Source organism: Acidobacteriota bacterium, from assembly GCA_022562055.1.
Classification (GTDB): domain Bacteria; phylum Actinomycetota; class Acidimicrobiia; order Spongiisociales; family UBA5794; genus BMS3BBIN02.
Window position 1 is genome coordinate 26,185 of sequence record JADFQA010000010.1, and the last position, 17,112, is coordinate 43,296.

Consider the following 17,112-nt stretch of genomic DNA (forward strand, 5'->3'; position numbering starts at 1 on the left):
TCGCGATTGTCGGTGCAACGGGGGCCGTTGGCACCACGATGCTGTCAATTCTTGTCGAACGCGACTTCCCGCTGACATCACTCCGGTTGTTGGCTTCGCATCGTTCCGCTGGGAAGGTTGTCTCGACGCCGTGGGGAGATGTCACGATAGAAGACCTCGCGACCGCAGATCCCGCGGGCATTGATATAGCGCTCTTTTCAGCCGGCGGTGCGCGCTCCAAAGAGTACGCACCGCAGTTCGCGGCCGCCGGAGCTGTCGTGATCGACAACTCATCTGCGTTCCGAGCTGATCCGGATGTACCTCTTGTGGTCGCTGATGTCAACGACGACGCTATCTATGCACATGCTGGCATTGTCTCAAATCCGAACTGCACGACAATGGCGCTGATGATGGCGGCAGGTCCTCTTCACCGAGCAGCCGGGATTGATCGGATGGTGGCGACGTCGTTTCAAGCGACCTCAGGATCAGGTCAAGAGGGTATTGAGGTTTTGATGCACGAGAACGACATCCTCTCCAAGGACGCTGACGCGCTCGGAAACGGCACCTGGACGGACCCCGGATCAACACTCTATTCGCGGCCGATCGCGTTCAATGTCCTTCCCCATCTCGGCACGATCGTTGATCAGCACTACACCGACGAGGAGTGGAAGTTGGTGACCGAGACACGCAAGATCCTTGGTGCTAGTGGGATCAGGGTCGAACCAACTTGTGTGAGGGTTCCTGTCGCGGTTGGTCACTCGATTGCCGCAACAATGTTTTTCGATCGTCCCGTCGACCGAAATGAGGCGCTCGCGATCCTCGCCGAAGCCCCCGGGATAGAAGTGTGGGGCGATGAGAAAGTCCCGACTCCGCTGGATGCGGCCGGGATTGATGAAACTCTGGTCGGGCGAGTTCGCGACACGCTTGGCGAAAAAGGTGGTATCAACCTCTGGGTCGTCAGCGACAACCTCCGCAAGGGGGCGGCTTTGAATACGGTTCAGCTCGCCGAATTGCTACTCGCCTAATGATGCGCGCTAAGCCTGCCGATACTCTACGCTAAGGACCGTCAGGCGCATTGGAGTCCGTCATGGAGACAACCTCTACTATCACGATCGATCGTCCCGTCGACGATGTGTTTTCGTACGTCTCTGACGTGTCGCGCATGCCTGCTTGGATGACCGGTGTTACCGCGGCGAAGATGGTCACGGATGCCAAGGAGAAAGGCGCCAAGTTCGTTGCCACATACCTGGTTGCGCGCCGACCCGTTGACCTTGAGTTCAAGATCACGAAGTGGGAAGCCAGAAAAGTGTTCGGCTTTGCCTCCTCAAAGGGTCCGATGTCTTTCAAGGGTCGTCTCGAGTTCAGCGGGAACAACGGCTCCACCGAAGTGACGTCGGTGATTGAATCCGGCCCGGATAGCTTGGCGAGTCGCCTACTCTTTTTCATCGGCGGTCCGCTGCTCAAACGGTCAATGCGCCGACGCCTCGACAGAGAACTAGAAGCCCTAAAAGCCGCCGTCGACGCATAACCTGGTGCCGGACGCGCTACGTGCGTTCCACTTTGATGCGATCTATGCGATTGCGGTCCATCCGAAGGACGGTCAGCTCCAGATTCTTACCCGCTTCGATGCGGTCACCTTCGGCCGGGATTCGGCCGCAGAGATCCAGAAACAGTCCCGCCATCGTCGAGTACGGCCCATCAGCGATCTCAACGCCGGTCGCCGTGGCCAGGTCGTCTACGTCTACCCGCCCGTCTGCGATCCATGTTCGTAGTCCGAGCGGCACAATCGCCGGGGCTCCCGGGTCGTACTCGTCCTGAAGCGTGCCAACAAGCTCCGCTATCAGGTCCTTTATCGTGACAATCCCCTCGATGCCGCCGTGCTCGTCGGTGACCACTGCAAATGCCGACCTGTTGGTCCGCAGCGTTTGCAGCGCCTCGAGGATCGGTGTGGACTCTGGGATGTATAGCGGTTGTCTGAGCAAACGCCGGATCGCTTCGGATGTGGCGCCCTCTCCGAGCAGCAGCACGTCCTTCACGTAGAGAATGCCGAGTACGTCCTCGACGCTAGTCCCGGTCACGAGGTAGCGGCTGTGACCGGTTGCGGACACCAATTCGCGCACGTCGCGCGCGGTGACGGGCGCGACCATCGTTGCCAGGTCCACCCGTGGTGTCATGACGTCGCGCACCGGTTTCTCAGCGATGGCGAATAGGGAGTCAATGATTTCACGTTCGACGGTTTCGATGCCGCCTTCTTCGTGGCCGAGGTCGGCCAGCGCCAGGATGTCCTCCTCAGTGACGTTGCTCAAGTCCGTATGGTCACTAGATCCGAAGATCTGCAGGATCCGTTGGGTGATCGCAGTGAAGAACGAGGCTATCGGGGCCAATGCAATCGACAGCCGGTAGATCGTCGGCGCAACGACGAGCGAGAACCTTTCAGGAGATCGTCGGGCCAACGTTTTCGGTGTGATCTCACCAGCGATGAGGATCACGACCGTCACCAAGACAGTGGCGACGATTGGTCCCCGGGTCGTCCCCAGCAGATCGATGAACAATGCGGTCGCAATGGCGGTGCCGAGGATGTTGACGGCGTTGTTTGCGACAAGGAGGGTCGACAACAACCTCTCCGGGTTGCTCACGAGCTGTTGGACTCGGAGTCCGCGACGCCCCCGGTCTGCGAGCTGGTGCACCCTTTCCTTGCCGAGGGACATCAACGCCGTCTCGGACCCGGAAAAGAACCCCGAACCTAACGTGCTCAATACGAGGATGATGATGTAGGCAAGACGAAGGTTCATGATTGAGTCGGGGAGCCGCGCCTCTGTATTGCTCTATATCTCGGGGCTTGAAACGCAGCTACGGATGGCGGCACGTAGTTCGTGCGGGTCGGTTGGTTTGGTGACCCATGCAGCCGCACCTGCTCGCTTGGCGATGAACGCATCGGCGGCTCGGTCGATCAATATCACGACCGGCGTCTCTGCACCATTTTTTGTCGAGGCGTCTCGCACAGCCCGGGCTACCGCCATGCCACCCATTGCGGCGATCTGTAGATCGACCACCGCGACGTCAACACGGTTCGCGACCGTCGCGGCCGCAGCGGTCTGGGGATCCTCGTGGTCGATGATCTCGAATTCGGGCGTGGTGAGTGCCGCGTGCACCCCGTTGCGCGCCCATGGCGTTTCGACGACGAGAAGAACCTTGGTCATGGTGCAGAGAGTATCGGCAGTCCTTGGTGCTGACAAGACAAAGACGCCGCGGCAGCCGATCCGGGGAACTTCAACGCATTGGCATTCGCTTAGAATCTGCTTGGAATGCGCCGAATCACTACATCCATCATCTTGCTCCTTGCGGTCTTCGGGTTCTTAACATCGGCCGCTCTCGCCCAGACCGCCACCAGCGACGGCCCCATTGTTGTGGCCGATGTCAGTGGCCCGCTCGACCAGCGAGCACTTGACTTTCTCACCGAGACGGTGCAAACCGAAGACGCTCAGCTTGTGATCATTCTTCTCGCACAGCCCGGCATAGCGTCTGGTGACCCGACCGAGCTGTACGAGGCGATTCTCCAATCAGACATCCCGATCGGCGCATGGGTTGGACCTATCGGTTCAACTGTCCAGGGCGGCGCCGCCCAGATACTTCGGTACGCGCATGTCACCAGTGCAGCGCCTGACGTCACCATTGGCAATTTGCAACCCGTTGTCTGTTGCACGGACAGTGCTGTCGTTTTCGGTGTCCGCGATATCGATCCGGCTCTCGACCACAGCACCATTCGGATCACAGAGCCTGTGGACGATCTCATCGACTCTATCGATCCGACGATTGGTGAGTTTATGGGGAGTCTGGACGGGCGGACGATTGAGACGGCGAACGGTCCGGTGACGTTGGAGACCGCTGAGCTTGTCAATATCGACGGCGCAACGGTGAACGTCTCGTCTGTCTCGATACGGTTTGTGAAACCCGGACTGACCACCAGGTTTCTTCGCCTCGGCGCACGTCCGGAGGCCGCGCTGTTCTTCCTAGTGGTGGGTCTCTCGTCAGTGGCTTTTGAGTTTTATGCAGCTGGCGTTGGCATCACAGCTGCGGTGGCGGCCCTATCGCTATTTCTGGCGGGCTATGGCTTTGCGGTCCTTCCGATGAATTGGTTCGGGGTTGGAGCAGTGTTCGGCGGGCTTGCGCTGTACACAGCAGATTTCCAGCGGAGTTCGCTTGGGCCTCTCACCGGTGTTGGCACGCTGCTGCTGTTCTTCGGGGGAGCGACGTGGGTGCGCTCTGACCAATTCGGTCCACAATGGTGGGCGGTACTGTTGACCGTGCTTGCCGCGTTGTTTTTCTTTGCGGTCGCTCTTACGACCGTTGGTCGCTCCCGGTTTGCGACTGTGACGATCGGTCGCGAGTACCTGATCGGCCAACATGGAGAGGCCGTTTCCGTGTTCGATCCCCACGGAATGGTCGAAGTCAACGGAGCAAAGTGGCGGGCAACTGCTACCAGGGCGGCAAACATTGTGCCCGGCGATCGTCTGGTCGTTGAGGCGGTAACCGGCGTAGTTTTGGACGTTTCGCCGCTTGATCGGTGAACCAAAATTGGCCGATTGTGAAATGTCGCTGAACGATGGAAAACTTTTCCTGGACGGAGCGGTCCGCAGCGGCTAGTTTTCTTCCACCGTTTGGATATCTCCCATCCCCTCAGGAGGAACCGTGGTCCCTATGGATCGTTCGTGGCAGCCAGTCGCATTGTGTCGTGGAAACCGTTCTCACCTCTTTTTTCCACCGAATCGGAGCGAGAGAAAAGACGAACGTGAGCGGAGGGAGTTTCGTGCAAAAGCAGTTTGCGCAGCCTGCCCGGTGAAGAGAGATTGTCTTGAGTTTGCTATCGAGATCAACGAGCCATACGGTATCTGGGGCGGACTCACCGAGGCCGAACGCCGCCAAGTTCTGACTAAGGCCGCTGTCTAAGGGTACGTACGTCCCCGGTTCTCGTCGTCCAACCGTTTGAGTCGAGCCATTCGAGAAGTGGCACCGCCTGTCTCCGGCTCACACCGAGGGCGTCCCTGAAATCGGCGACGCTGAAAGTCCCTTCGAGATCAGCGAGCCGCGACGTGATTGTGATCATCTGCTCTGGCAGATAGACGAGGTCGCTGTCGATGCGTTCCAAGGAGTGTTCGCGGATGAGTGCATGAAGCAGTTCTTCGTCGAGTCCGAGCTCTGATAGACGTGGCACGCTTAGATCGTTGGCGAGAAGAGTCGCACGGGCATGCTGCCACGCCGAGTCGTTTTCTCTTGTGTAGGTAGCTATGAAGTCATCGAGCCTCAGGGTCGGGCCATCGTCGTGGATGGTGTCAAGATCTGACCCGAGATATTCAATGACCGCGACGTCGACACCTAGCTGTGTTGCCAAGGTTGCTTTCGGGGTTCCCGGCCGAAGGGGGAACTCAATGTGAAATGTCGCGATGAACTCGGACAGCTTTTCGCCAAGCATCGCAAGACGCTCGTCGGTGAAAGCGGTCGACGCCACCACGGTCCCGGCTGTCGGCACACCACCAGTATCTCGGCGCAGTTCTTCGAGGTCGGTCGAACCCCGCGCCTGCAGGAGGGCATCGGCAAACGACGTCCGGTTTTTCAAAGCGTGGCGTAGTCCGACGATGGTTTTCCGGTAGCGACGGCTCTTTGGCGCTGGATGTGGGTCAAGAACCCGCCCACCTGCCGCGACCATCCGGCGCCCCGTGTCGCGGATGATCACCCGGTCTCCCATCCGTAGCGGGACAGGGGTCTGCGTTGTGACAAGGGCGACACCCTCTTTGTCGGATAGACCCTCCACGATTCGTAGCGTCGCGGGCCAACTCCCTGACCCCACATGCAAGTGATAGGCGCCGCGATCGGTCAGCTTTTCAACGGTGCGAACCTTGCGTAGCTTTGTAAGAAACCGCGATGTCGGTCGGTACGTGTCTGGCGGCGCAAGCACGGTACCGCGACGAACCTGCGCTGCGTCGATTCCCGACAAGTTCACCGCCACGCGTGAACCCGGCGCAATTTCATCAGCGTCTCGCCCCAGCGTCTGCAGACCACGTATGCGGACGGGCTTGTCCTCGGGCCATTGCACGAGAGCCGTGTCGCGAGTGATCGGACCGCCGGCGAGAGTCCCGGTGACGACAGTCCCCGCTCCGTCGATGGTGAACGATCGGTCGACCCACAGATATGGGTCCCCGGTGTTCCTGCTGACGAGAGCAAGAGCATCGAGTAGTGCCCGTTTGAGTTTGCCGATGCCTTCGCCGGTGATGGCAGACACCGGCACCACCGGCCAGTGTTCGAGTGTCGTCCCGACGGTGCGTTCGGCCACCTCGAACTCACAAAGTTCTACAAGGTCATGGTCCACCAGGTCGATACGGGTAACGGCGATCACGCCATGGGTAACTTCGAGGAGGTCAAGTACGGCTGCGTGCTCCTCGGTTTGCGGCATCCAGCCGCCATCTGCGGCGACGACAAGAAGAGCCACGTCGAGTCCCCCGATCCCTGCGAGCATGTTCTTGATGAACCGCTCATGCCCAGGAACATCTACGAAGGCGACTTCCGTGTCGTCGTCGAGTTTGGCCCAGGCGAAACCAAGATCGATCGTAAGCCCCCGTTCCTTCTCTTCGGTCCAACGATCCGGGTCAATCCCGGTCAACGCAATGATGAGCGTTGACTTGCCGTGGTCTACATGGCCGGCGGTCGCGACGATAGGCATGGGTCAAACGGTGTTGAGGGCGTTGGCGATTTCCCCGTCGCGGGTCTCGTCGACGGAGCGCAGATCTATGACGAGACACCCATCACGGCGGCGGGCAAGAATTGGAGTGTGTCGATCAAGGAGTTTGTGCCACACGTCGTCAGCGTTGCACTCGAAAGTTGCGACGATCGACGGAATGCCCACACCGGGGACCGTGCCTGCTCCCGGGACCGAATCTGCTGTGACGAGGTCGCCGGTGAATCTCACAGTGTCGATCAAGCGGCGGTGCCTCTCCGACAGGGCGTTGAGTCCCATGGTCGCTCTCCGCCAGAACGGGATTTCGAGGGTTTTCCCCTCTGCGTAGAGCGCGAGCGTCGTCTCGAGGGCAGCGAGCGAGGCCCCGTCGATTCGGACACCGCGTGCGATCGGATGGACTCTTAGCCGATCGACCAGGTCAGACGTGCCAACGATGATCCCCGCTTGGGGGCCCCCGATGAGCTTGTCGCCTGAGAAGAGCACGAGATCGGCGCCATCCGCAAGAGTCTGTTTCACTCCGGGTTCGTCGGAGAGCCACGCAGGTGGTGGCCCAGGTATCCACGGTACGGTTGCGTCAAGCAGCCCCGATCCGATGTCGGCGACGAAAGGAACTCCGTGCTCGGTGGCCACGTCGGCAACATCACGCCAGCTCGTTTCCTCCGTGAAGCCCTGCAAGATGTAGTTCGACGGGTGCACCTTTAACACGATGCCCGCCCCCAACGTGGCTCGTTCGTAGTCTGACTTGCGCGTCCGGTTTGTTGTGCCGACTTCGTCGATCAGTGCCCCACTGGCCGCCATGAGTTCTGGTAGACGAAACGAGCCCCCGATTTCAATCAATTCTCCACGTGACACAACGGTCCGTTGACCGTTCGAGAGGGCTGCGAGCGTGAGGAGTAACGCCGCGGCGTTGTTGTTTAGAACGAGCGCGGCCTCCGCACCTGTCAGCGCAGTGAGCAGCGCCTTGACGTACCCTGCCCTACCGCCGCGGTCGTGTGTCGATAGGTCGAATTCGAGGTTCGTCGACTCGCGCATTGCGGTGGCCGCGGCCTCTGCCGCTTCGGCGTGCAGGGGTGCCCGGCCAAGGTTGGTGTGCAGCAATACACCGGTTGCGTTGATGATTGGCCTCGTGGAGGCCACCGACAACACTGTGATGGTCGCGCGCGCGGACTGATCAGCCGGGCGCGGACTGCTCCCGACCTGAAGATCGCGTCTTGTCTCGTCGATTGCGCGGCGTGCGATATCAACGATGAGCGCTTCTGGGAGGCCTGTCGAAAATTTCTCGGCGCTCAAGGTTTGCACGAGGGTGTCGACACCCGGGAGATCGCGTAGGCTCATGTGGCGCAGCATACCCGCCGCGGTATCCTTCAATGTATGCGAACTTCCAGCTTCCTGTTTCTTCTCTTTGTGGCGATGCCGATCGCAGAGATCGCGCTTTTTCTCAGAGTTTCAAACTCGGTCGGCTGGGGGTCCACGTTGCTGTTTGTCATCATGACGGCGCTTATCGGCGCGGCCCTTGTTTCCCGCCAGAGCCGGGTCGCATGGCAGCAGGTTCAGACGACGTTTGCGCAGGGCGAAATTCCGACTAAGGAAATAGCGCACGGTTCGATGATCTTGGTGTCCGGCGCATTGTTGGTAACACCCGGGTTCATCACGGATGCCATCGGATTTGCGTTGCTGATACCGGGCATACGAGAAGTTCTCCGGATTTTCGCGATTCGTATGTTTCGCGGGCGACTACGGGTGCAGACCTTCGGCGGTCCGTTTGCAGGCCCAAATGGACCTTTCCCGAATGCGCCAACCGAGCCCGACAATGACGATCCCCCTCCCGGTGTGATTGACGTATGACGACCGAAAGTAGCGCGCCGCGGCCTGCATCGACTGTCTGTGCCGTACGCCAGAACGGTGATCGCTTAGAGGTCCTTATGGTCAAGCGAGGTCCTACCGCAAAGTTCATGGCGAATGCTTGGGTGTTTCCCGGTGGGGTTCTCGACCCCGAGGACGGTCTTGCTGAAGCTGTTGCCCTGACCGGCGTCGATGACGCCCTCGCGCCTTGGGTTTCAGCTGCAGCACGTGAGCTCTGCGAGGAGACCGGCATCTGGGTCACTACTGAAGGGGCTTGGGTCGCTAGCGGCTTCGCTCGCGCCCTGCGCAACGCAACGGTGAACGAACACCTGGCCGCAAGCGGCCGCCGGTGGGCAGGCGCAAGCTTTTCGTGGTTTACGACATGGGTGACGCCGACGATTGTGCCTATGCGTTTCGAGGCGCGATTCTTTGCAGTTGGACTCCCGATGGGTATCGACCCTGACCCCGACCCGGGAGAAATTGCGGACGCGGAGTGGATCCATCCGGGCGATGCTGTGAAACGTTCTGAATCGGGTGAGTGGACGGTACCATTTCCGACCGCACGAACGCTTGAGACGATTTCCCGTTACGAGTCTGTATCAGCATGGCTTGGGCACATCGAGGCGCTCGACCAGGTCGACGTGATCCAGCCGAGGATGAGGATTCTCGACGACGACTCATTCGAGGTTCTGCTCCCCGGCGACGACGGTTTCGATGCGGTGGGCGACCTTCCGGCGAACCCGCAGGCGTTGAGCCGTGCCGCGTCGGTCGCTCTCAAGTCTGGCGACGGGTCGATGGTCGAGGTCTCGAATGCGAGTTGAACGCGTCCTGTGCCCGAACCCCGGTCCGTACACGGGTCGTGGGACGAACACCTACGTGATCGCTGACAGCGGGGTCGCCCTCATTCTCGATCCAGGGCCGATCATCGGCATCCATCTCGACGCGATCCGTCACGCTCTTGGGTCCGACGAGGTGATCGGTGTAGCCGTGACCCACACTCATCCCGACCACGCACCCGCGGCGAATCCGCTGGGAAATGAGTTTGGGGTGCCGGTGTACGGTTTTCGTCCCGGTCCCGAGTTCGAGCCGTCTGACACGCTTGCGCACGGCGACGTCCTGGAGGTCGGCTCGTACTCCCTCAGCGTGATCCACACTCCCGGTCACACGGATGACCATCTGTGTTATCTAGGCGACGATGTTCTGTTTAGCGGCGATCACATTATTTCGGGATCGACAGTCATTCTCGAAGACGCTACCGCATACATGGAGTCGCTCGATGTTGTTGACATGGTCGCTCCCGAGGTCATTCTCCCCGGCCATGGCGAACGAATTGAAGATGGGCGGGCCGCAATACAGGCCTACATTGCGCATCGCACGATGCGTGAGGATCAGTTCGTTGCTGCCATCGCCGCGGGCGCATCGAGTGTCGGCGACATTGTTGACGCCGTGTACACGGGCTTGGCGAGCGCCCTCGTGCCGGCAGCTATGCATCAGGTGGGCGTCGTATTGCAAAAGCTTGCCAAGGATCAACGAATCGACGAGTGGGATGGCAACGTTCTGGCTGCGACCCGACTTTCCTTGAGCACCGGCACATCGTGAAACGGCTGCTGCTTGTGTTCTCGTTGGTTGCGGTGGTGATTGCACCGGCGTACGCAGCCCGCGACATCACGCAGTCCGATCTCGACGCCGCCGACAGAGAGCGGATCGCGTCTCAGGATCGGCTAATCGATGCGACTACCGAATACGAACAGAGCATCGTGCGTCTCGACGAGTTGCAGAGCGAGGTCGCTCGCCTGTCAATTTCCCTAACCCGGACAGAGGCAGAACTCGCCGTGACCCGCGAGAGTGCCGCCGCGCTGCTTGGGGAAATCTATCGACGCAACGAGTTGACAGGTATCGGCACCTTCTTCACCACGGCGGACATTGGTGAAGCAGCAATCAAGTTGGAGTACCTCAGCCGTCTCACCTCCCGCGAGACGGCGGCGATTGGGCGCGTAGAGGCCTTGTCCGCTAGTTACGCCGCGCAGGGGGAGCGGATGACTGATGCGTTGGAGCGCCAGGTCGTGACGAACGAACGGCTCGCTGTGCTGGCCGAACAGATCATCAGCGAACTCGATCGTGCCAACGAGGCCTACAAGGAGATCACCGCGGCGTACGAAGAGCAGGAGTACCGCAAGTGGCTGGCAACGTCCACGACGACCACCACGACGACGACCACCACCACAACGACCGCGGCGCCGGTGGTGACCTCGACGACAACCGTCCCGACAAGTACGACAACTGTTCCGACAAGTACGACTACCACAACGCCTCCTCCTGAACCGCCACCGCCTCCTCCGCCAGTAGGTGGTTTCGCGTGTCCGGTCGACGGCGCAAGCTCGTTTGTCGATACCTGGGGTGCCCGCCGCTCGGGAGGCCGTTCGCATCAGGGTGTTGACATGATTGCGGTGCGAGGAACGCCGCTCGTAGCGATCGAAGCCGGGGTTGTGAAGCGGATGAGTAGCGGGTCGCTGGGTGGCATCACCGTGTGGTTGAAAGCGGCCAACGGCGACGAGTACTACTACGCCCACATGGATGGTTGGGCGCCGGGGCTTTCGGTAGGCCAATCGTTGGCGGCCGGTGAGCTGCTGGGTTACATCGGCAACTCAGGAAATGCCCGCTACACCGTCACGCATGTCCACTTCGAGTACCACCCCGGCGGAGGTGGCGCCGTCAACCCCTACCCACTCGTGAAGGGCCTCTGCGGGTAACAGACGAAGCGCGGCCCTTCACACAGACCGTTCTGGCGTCCAATAGTGCAGCAGGATCCTGCACTATTGGACGCCAGAACGGGTTTTTTTTCTGTGTTGTCCTCGCCCTTTTCGGTCGGGACTATGCGTTGACTGGGTAGTCGATGCCGTTTGAGACCTTGACGATTGCTTTCCAACCGGCCTGTTGGGCCTCCAGGTCGTGGAAGTGCACATGCTCCATGCGTTCGAGCGAGCCGGTTACCTTCTTCGGCCGTGATGCGAAAAACTCGCCGTTGACATCGTCGCCAAACTCCAACGCCTGCAAATACCGCGACGCCCCCGTGGCGGTGGAGTGTTTCATGCCGAGAAACTTGGGGGAGTACTTGAACATTGGAAGCATGACATATTTCATGAAGGCGTTCGCGTTCCGCCCCGCGTCGGTGTCCGGTGCGCTTCCCGGAGAGATGGTGTTCACCGTCACGCCGTCGGGCAGTTTTTTCGCGAGCTGCTGGCTCCACCAAGCAACGAACATCTTTGCGTTTGCATACGACACCGCGGCCTTGAACTTCTTGGGTTCTTCTCCACGGATCACAGATACCGCAGTTGCGACAAGGTCGCCGCCGTACCGCTTGGACGCATCGCTGAGATCGGTCACCTTGAAGGTCGGCATGTCGCCGCGAGCTGCCTCTGACCCGGCAATCACGATTTTCGCCCTCTCTGCCAGCAGGCCATCCTCAAGGATCTGCATCGTGAGCTGATGATGTCCAATAAGCGAAGAAGAGAAGGTCATATCGATACCGCTGTCGGTCTGACGTAGTTCGCTTCCCGAGACCAGTCCTGCGTTCAGTAGCAGGAAGTCAATGGTGTCTCCGTTGGCGGCAAGCTCCGCCGCGGCCGCCTTGACGCTGGCCGGTTTGTTAAGGTCGAGCGCAAGTGGTGAAAACACGTCCTTCCCGGTCCGTTGTGCAAGGGTGGCCGAGGCTGCTTTAGCTTTAGCTTCGGTGCGCCCGGTCACGGTCACCTTCGCCCATCCGGCTTCAGCGAGTTGGGCCGCTGCTTCCAGGCCGAGGCCCGACGTCGCACCCGTGACGAGTGCGTGATTGGTGTTGCTGGTCATGGTATCTCTCCTTGTTCTGCGGTTTGGGGTATGGACGTGTGTCCGCCCGCTCCCTTGCGCGTTAGCGATTCTGTGTATAGGCGAAGCCCTTCGAGGCTGCGTTCCCACGCCGCGCTGAGTTGGCGATGGACAATAAGCCGATCGATGACCGGACCAAGCGGCCCTAGTCGCACGCTGTATCGAAAGCTTGCCTTGATCCGTGTCGCCGTCGCTTGGTCAGTAAGTTCAAAACGTATCAGACCGTGTTTCAGCGGCGACGCATCGTGGATGCTGTAGCCGACAAGCGAACCCTCGTCCCACTCGACCACCGTTTCGGTCATCCATCCGCTTGGACTCATGGAGCATCTGCGGGTGGCACCGATCCCAAGCGGTTCGTCGGATCTGCGCTGAATTTCGCGTATTGCAGGGTTCCATTCGACGACCGCATCGCCGTCCACGAGTGCGTCCCACACGACGTGGCGAGGCGCTTCGATGATCATGTCGGCCCTCATCGGTTCCATGGGCTACTCCTTTCAAAGTGAATGATGGATCAGGGTGCTGTGTATTTGCTGTGGTCCTGGTGTACTCGACCCGGACCGGCGGTCAGCTGTGTGCGAGCGCGGTACAGTCGGTACATGCACGTTGCAATTCTTGGACCCCTCGAGGTCCGTCAGGACAACACGCTATTGGTCCTCGGCGGCCCTAAACAGAGGGCCGTTCTCGCGATGCTTGCCATCCATCTCGGCGAGGTCGTTTCTCAGGATCGGCTGATCGAGGCTGTCTGGGGCAACGATCTGCCCGCAAACCCATCAAACACATTGCAGTACCAGGTCGCACAGCTGCGGAAGCTTCTCGAAGATGATCCGTCCAAGCCACGGCGGCTCGTTACGCTATCGCCCGGCTACCTTCTCGAGTCGTCGACGATCACGGTCGACAATGTCGAGTTCGAGCGTCACGTTGGTGCCGCCAGGTCGCATCTCGCAGTTGAGGCCAACGCAGAGGCGCGAAATTCCATCGAAGCTGCGCTTCGGTTGTGGCGTGGGCCGGCGCTCGACGAGTTCCGCTACGAAGCCTTTGCGAGTGCGGAAGCTGACCGGCTCGATGCTGAGCGTGTTAGCGCACAGGAGTTGAGCATCGACATTGCCCTTGCACAGGGTCGCCACGGCGAAATGATTCCGCTGCTCGAGGACCTCACGTCTCGCTACCCGGTCCGCGAGGGGCTGTGGGCACAGCGAATGACTGCCCTCTATCGCGACGGCAGGCAAACAGAAGCGTTGCGCGCGTATCAGGACGCTCGCGGTGCTCTGGTGGACGCCGGCATCGAACCGTCAGCCAAGCTGCGCGATCTTGAGCAAAATATCATCGACCAAGACGCAGATCTCGATGCGCCAGCGTTGTCCATCGACCCCTCCCGCACCAATCTCCCAACCCCGACCAATCGTCTGATCGGCCGGGAATCGGCGGTTGCGGACACCATCGGCACTCTTTCGGTGTCTCGGTTGGTCACGTTGGTTGGTTCGGGAGGAGCCGGCAAAACGAGACTCGCTATTGCGGTGGCCAACCAGCTTCACTCGAGCTATCGCGACGGTGTGTGGTTTGTCGAACTCGACGGTCTCGAGGAGCCTGAACTTGTGCCTGCTGTCGTCGGTCGAACGTTGGGAGTCAAAGAAGACCCGGCAGCGGAAGTTGTTGACACCGTTGCCGCGGCGCTGCGACATAAATCCGTGTTGATAGTGCTCGATAACTGTGAACACCTCGCGGAAGCCGCGGGGGACCTCGTGGAAACTCTTCTGCAACGCTGTCCGGGCCTATCGGTGCTTGCGACCAGTCAGTCGACGATGAACGTTTCGGGTGAGGTTGTGGTCAATGTCCCGCCGTTGGCATTGCCTGGCGAAACGGACTCGATATACGACCGTCTCGACGAGGTTGCCGCGGTTGCCCTGTTCTTGGAGCGATCCAAGGGCGCAAGCGGCCAACGACGTGATTGGACCGAAGCTGATCTCGCTGCCGTGGCCAACATTGTGTCAGAGCTCGACGGCATGCCGCTTGCTGTAGAGCTTGCCGCGGCGCGTACACGGTCGATGTCCCTCGATGAGATTGCAAGAGGGTTGAGCGACAGATTCGAGATACTTGGGCGCGGTCCACGGACCGCACCGATACGACAACAATCGCTTCTTGGGGCGGTCGAGTGGAGTGTGTCGCTGCTTCAACCGCCGCTTCTTGACGCCTTGCTGAGATTGAGTGTCTTTGCCGGCAGTTATGGTGTGGAAACTGCGGCCAGCGTTGTTGGTGTGTCAGACAACGAGATGCGCGAGGTGTTGGCCGCTCTCGTTGATCGGTCTCTGATCTATCGGGTGACCGACCTCATTGGATCCGCTCGGTACGCGATGCTCGAAACGATCCGCAAGTACGGAGCGCGGGAATTGTCCGACACCGAGCTAGCGTCGGCGCAAGACGCTCACCTAGACACATTTATGTCGTTGGTCGCTGAGTCCGCCGATGGAATTTGCGGGCCGGACCAGGTCACCTGGCTGCACCGTCTGAACGGCGAGTACGAGAACATCAGGGCCGCTCTCGCTTGGAGTATCGCTGGCGGCTCGATTGAAAGTGGCATCCGGATGGGCGGACATCTTGGCGGTTACTGGGATTGGACCGGCCACTTGAAGGAGGCGTTCGAGTGGTATCGGAGGCTCGATGAGGCGGTGTCAGAACCGATCGTCGGACTCGGTGCGATCCAGGGATGGCGCGCCTATTTGGCATGGGAATTCGGCGACATGGATATGGGCAGGCGGTTTGGCGAACAGGCGCTTGAAACAGCGACCGCGATTGGTGACACGGTTGATGTGATTCTAGCTCTGTCCGTGGATGCCCTCTTGGCGAGGTCGGCCGGCGATCTAGATGCAGCCCGAGTCTCAGCGGAGACGATCGTCCGCCTTGCTACCGAAGCTGGGAACGATTGGAGGGTGGCGTGGGCATACAGCGCTCTAGCTACGATCGCCCTTGTGGCGAAGGACTTAGACGCCGCCCTCACCCACGCTGAGACCACGATCGAAATTTTCGACCGGTGCGGCGACCAGCGGGGCATAGCGTGGGGCCTCATCGCCCATGCCCACGTCTCCCTCGATCGAGATGATCTCGATGCCGCAGACGCATACGCTTTGGATGCTCTCGCCAAGTCCGTTGACGTCTTTGATGACCGCAACATCTCGTGGTGCTTGGAGATACTCGCCGACATCGCCCGCCGTCGCGGAGAATTTGATCGTTCGGCGCGCTTATGGGGCGCGGCACATCCGCTTCGTGAGCATCGGGGGCTGCCCGGCTCGCCATCGAAGCTCGGCGAGCTTGATGACCTCGAACGTGCCTTGCGTTCTGAGATCGGTGACGATGTCGATCTGATGATGCGCGCGGGTCGCGCCGATCCGCGGGGCGTCGTGGCCGGCGAAATCGCGAGGGTCGATCGATGGAAAGTGGCGTCCTGACATGCCGCAGACTGGGATGGTTGCCCCCGGTGGCTAGGCGCGAGCGGTCTCCATGTCTTCAAGACGTTGGGCAATGATATCCATCCGGGTTCCACACGAGTCGTCCTCGGCGGGTGGGACCACACCAACCAATGTTTTTGCAGCGGCGATAATTGCCTTTCCTGCGGGGCCGTCAGGGTAAAAGCGTACAACCGGCTTGCCATTGTCGCCGCCTTCGACGACGTGTGGATCTAGGGGAATCTTGGCTAGCAGCGGCACCCCGATCTGATCCGCGAGTTCTTGACCTCCGCCTTCGCCAAACAATTTGTAGTGGCTGCCGTCCTCGGTGGTGAATCCAGACATGTTTTCAATGACCCCGAGCACCGGCATGAACGACCGTCGAGCCATGTCGGCCACTCGCGCGGCGACTTTTTGGGCGGCCTTTTGCGGGGTGGTGACAACGATCATCTCGGCTTGAGGGAGGAGGCGACCCAGCGCCATCTGGATGTCCCCTGTGCCGGGCGGCATGTCGATCAGTAGGTAGTCGAGGTCTTTCGACCACGCCACATCACGCAAGAACTGTTCGAGAGCCTTCGACAGCATCAGCCCCCGCCACATCAACGCAGTTTGTTCATCCTCGATGATGAGACCGGTCGAGACGACTTCGATCCCGTAGGCGATTGTCGGCTGGATCTTGCGATCATCGGCTGCTTCGAGCCGGGTGTCGAGCGAACCGAGGATGCGGGGGATGGAGAACCCCCAAATGTCGGCGTCGAGAATGCCGACCTTGTGACCCAAGTCCACCAGCGCGACCGCGAGGTTCGCGGTCAACGACGACTTACCGACGCCTCCTTTCCCGGATGACACCGCAATGACGCGGGTCGTCGGGCTCACCATGGTTGTTTCGGCGTTGTCGCGGACCCGCAGTCGGGCCTTCTCCATCAGCTCGGTGCGTTGTGCCTTGGTCATCGCCGAGATCTTGATCCTCACATCGTCCACACCTGGAAAGCTGCCGACCTTGCGTACGACGTCCGTTTCGATCTGGTCGCGCATCGGGCACGCCGCAATCGTGAGGGCGATTCCGATCGTCACCTGGCCACCGTCGATAGTGATCCCGGCGACCATGCCGAGCTCGACAATGTCGATGCCCAGTTCAGGGTCGATCACGCCCCTCAGGGCTCCTTCAATGTCGTCGCGGCGAATCATGCCCGTATGGTATCTGAGTGAGACGTCAGCCACGACGTCCCACTGAGCGTTGCTATCGTGACGGCCGACCAC

The 17,112-nt window shown here is 60.2% G+C and carries 16 protein-coding genes; 9 read left to right on the top strand and 7 right to left on the bottom strand.

What is annotated here, in order from left to right; genetic code table 11:
* Nucleotides 1-38: 38 nt before the first annotated feature.
* Nucleotides 39-1,004 carry an aspartate-semialdehyde dehydrogenase gene (locus IIC71_04815; GenBank protein MCH7668514.1) on the top strand — a complete coding sequence of 322 codons (966 nt, stop codon included), beginning with the start codon at nt 39-41 and terminating at the stop codon, nt 1,002-1,004.
* Between the two features lie 62 nt (nt 1,005-1,066).
* On the top strand, nt 1,067-1,507 hold the full coding sequence (locus IIC71_04820; protein MCH7668515.1) for an SRPBCC family protein: 441 nt from the start codon (nt 1,067-1,069) through the stop codon (nt 1,505-1,507).
* A 16-nt stretch (nt 1,508-1,523) separates the two neighbouring features.
* Here IIC71_04820 and IIC71_04825 read toward each other — a convergent pair whose 3' ends face one another.
* Together IIC71_04825 and IIC71_04830 are read right to left on the bottom strand one after the other, a co-directional pair.
* Nucleotides 1,524-2,771 (bottom strand): HlyC/CorC family transporter, encoded by a 1,248-nt coding sequence (locus IIC71_04825; protein ID MCH7668516.1) that lies wholly within the window; start codon nt 2,769-2,771, stop codon nt 1,524-1,526.
* Between the two features lie 33 nt (nt 2,772-2,804).
* Nucleotides 2,805-3,179: a response regulator transcription factor gene (locus IIC71_04830; GenBank protein ID MCH7668517.1), complete on the bottom strand. Its 375-nt coding sequence runs from the start codon at nt 3,177-3,179 to the stop codon at nt 2,805-2,807.
* Between the two features lie 105 nt (nt 3,180-3,284).
* Here IIC71_04830 and IIC71_04835 point away from each other — a divergent pair, with 105 nt between their 5' ends.
* Nucleotides 3,285-4,547 carry a hypothetical protein gene (locus IIC71_04835; protein MCH7668518.1) on the top strand — a complete coding sequence of 421 codons (1,263 nt, stop codon included), beginning with the start codon at nt 3,285-3,287 and terminating at the stop codon, nt 4,545-4,547.
* A gap of 130 nt (nt 4,548-4,677) precedes the next feature.
* A complete protein-coding gene (locus IIC71_04840) occupies nt 4,678-4,926 on the top strand; it encodes a WhiB family transcriptional regulator (protein MCH7668519.1) in 249 nt (82 codons plus the stop codon).
* Here the strand turns inward: IIC71_04840 and selB are convergent.
* Both selB and selA read right to left on the bottom strand, forming a co-directional pair.
* Entirely contained in the window at nt 4,910-6,694 is a 1,785-nt protein-coding gene (gene selB, locus IIC71_04845; protein ID MCH7668520.1) for a selenocysteine-specific translation elongation factor, read from the bottom strand. The two genes, IIC71_04840 and selB, sit on opposite strands and share 17 nt — an antisense overlap.
* Nucleotides 6,695-6,697: 3 nt before the next feature.
* Nucleotides 6,698-8,044: an L-seryl-tRNA(Sec) selenium transferase gene (gene selA, locus IIC71_04850; GenBank protein MCH7668521.1), complete on the bottom strand. Its 1,347-nt coding sequence runs from the start codon at nt 8,042-8,044 to the stop codon at nt 6,698-6,700.
* 36 nt (nt 8,045-8,080) lie between these two features.
* Between selA and IIC71_04855 the strand changes: the two genes are divergently transcribed.
* From IIC71_04855 to IIC71_04870, 4 genes are read left to right on the top strand one after another with little or no spacing between them, the layout of a single operon-like run.
* Nucleotides 8,081-8,554, top strand: a complete 474-nt coding sequence (locus tag IIC71_04855; GenBank protein MCH7668522.1) for an FxsA family protein — start codon at nt 8,081-8,083, stop codon at nt 8,552-8,554.
* A complete protein-coding gene (locus IIC71_04860) occupies nt 8,551-9,372 on the top strand; it encodes an NUDIX hydrolase (protein ID MCH7668523.1) in 822 nt (273 codons plus the stop codon). Before IIC71_04855 ends, IIC71_04860 begins: the two co-directional genes overlap by 4 nt.
* Nucleotides 9,362-10,150 carry an MBL fold metallo-hydrolase gene (locus IIC71_04865; protein ID MCH7668524.1) on the top strand — a complete coding sequence of 263 codons (789 nt, stop codon included), beginning with the start codon at nt 9,362-9,364 and terminating at the stop codon, nt 10,148-10,150. The genes IIC71_04860 and IIC71_04865 overlap by 11 nt, the downstream gene beginning before the upstream one ends.
* Nucleotides 10,093-11,301 (top strand): peptidoglycan DD-metalloendopeptidase family protein, encoded by a 1,209-nt coding sequence (locus tag IIC71_04870; protein MCH7668525.1) that lies wholly within the window; start codon nt 10,093-10,095, stop codon nt 11,299-11,301. Before IIC71_04865 ends, IIC71_04870 begins: the two co-directional genes overlap by 58 nt.
* A 121-nt stretch (nt 11,302-11,422) precedes the next feature.
* Here IIC71_04870 and IIC71_04875 read toward each other — a convergent pair whose 3' ends face one another.
* Complete coding sequence (locus IIC71_04875) at nt 11,423-12,397, bottom strand: SDR family NAD(P)-dependent oxidoreductase (GenBank protein ID MCH7668526.1); 975 nt, start codon at nt 12,395-12,397, stop codon at nt 11,423-11,425.
* Entirely contained in the window at nt 12,394-12,897 is a 504-nt protein-coding gene (locus IIC71_04880) for an SRPBCC family protein (GenBank protein MCH7668527.1), read from the bottom strand. Before IIC71_04880 ends, IIC71_04875 begins: the two co-directional genes overlap by 4 nt.
* Nucleotides 12,898-13,011: 114 nt before the next feature.
* Here IIC71_04880 and IIC71_04885 point away from each other — a divergent pair, with 114 nt between their 5' ends.
* Nucleotides 13,012-15,855, top strand: coding sequence for a winged helix-turn-helix domain-containing protein (locus IIC71_04885; GenBank protein MCH7668528.1), 2,844 nt, complete (start codon nt 13,012-13,014; stop codon nt 15,853-15,855).
* Between the two features lie 33 nt (nt 15,856-15,888).
* Here the strand turns inward: IIC71_04885 and IIC71_04890 are convergent, their stop codons facing one another.
* Nucleotides 15,889-17,040 carry an Mrp/NBP35 family ATP-binding protein gene (locus IIC71_04890; GenBank protein ID MCH7668529.1) on the bottom strand — a complete coding sequence of 384 codons (1,152 nt, stop codon included), beginning with the start codon at nt 17,038-17,040 and terminating at the stop codon, nt 15,889-15,891.
* Nucleotides 17,041-17,112 lie beyond the last annotated feature (72 nt).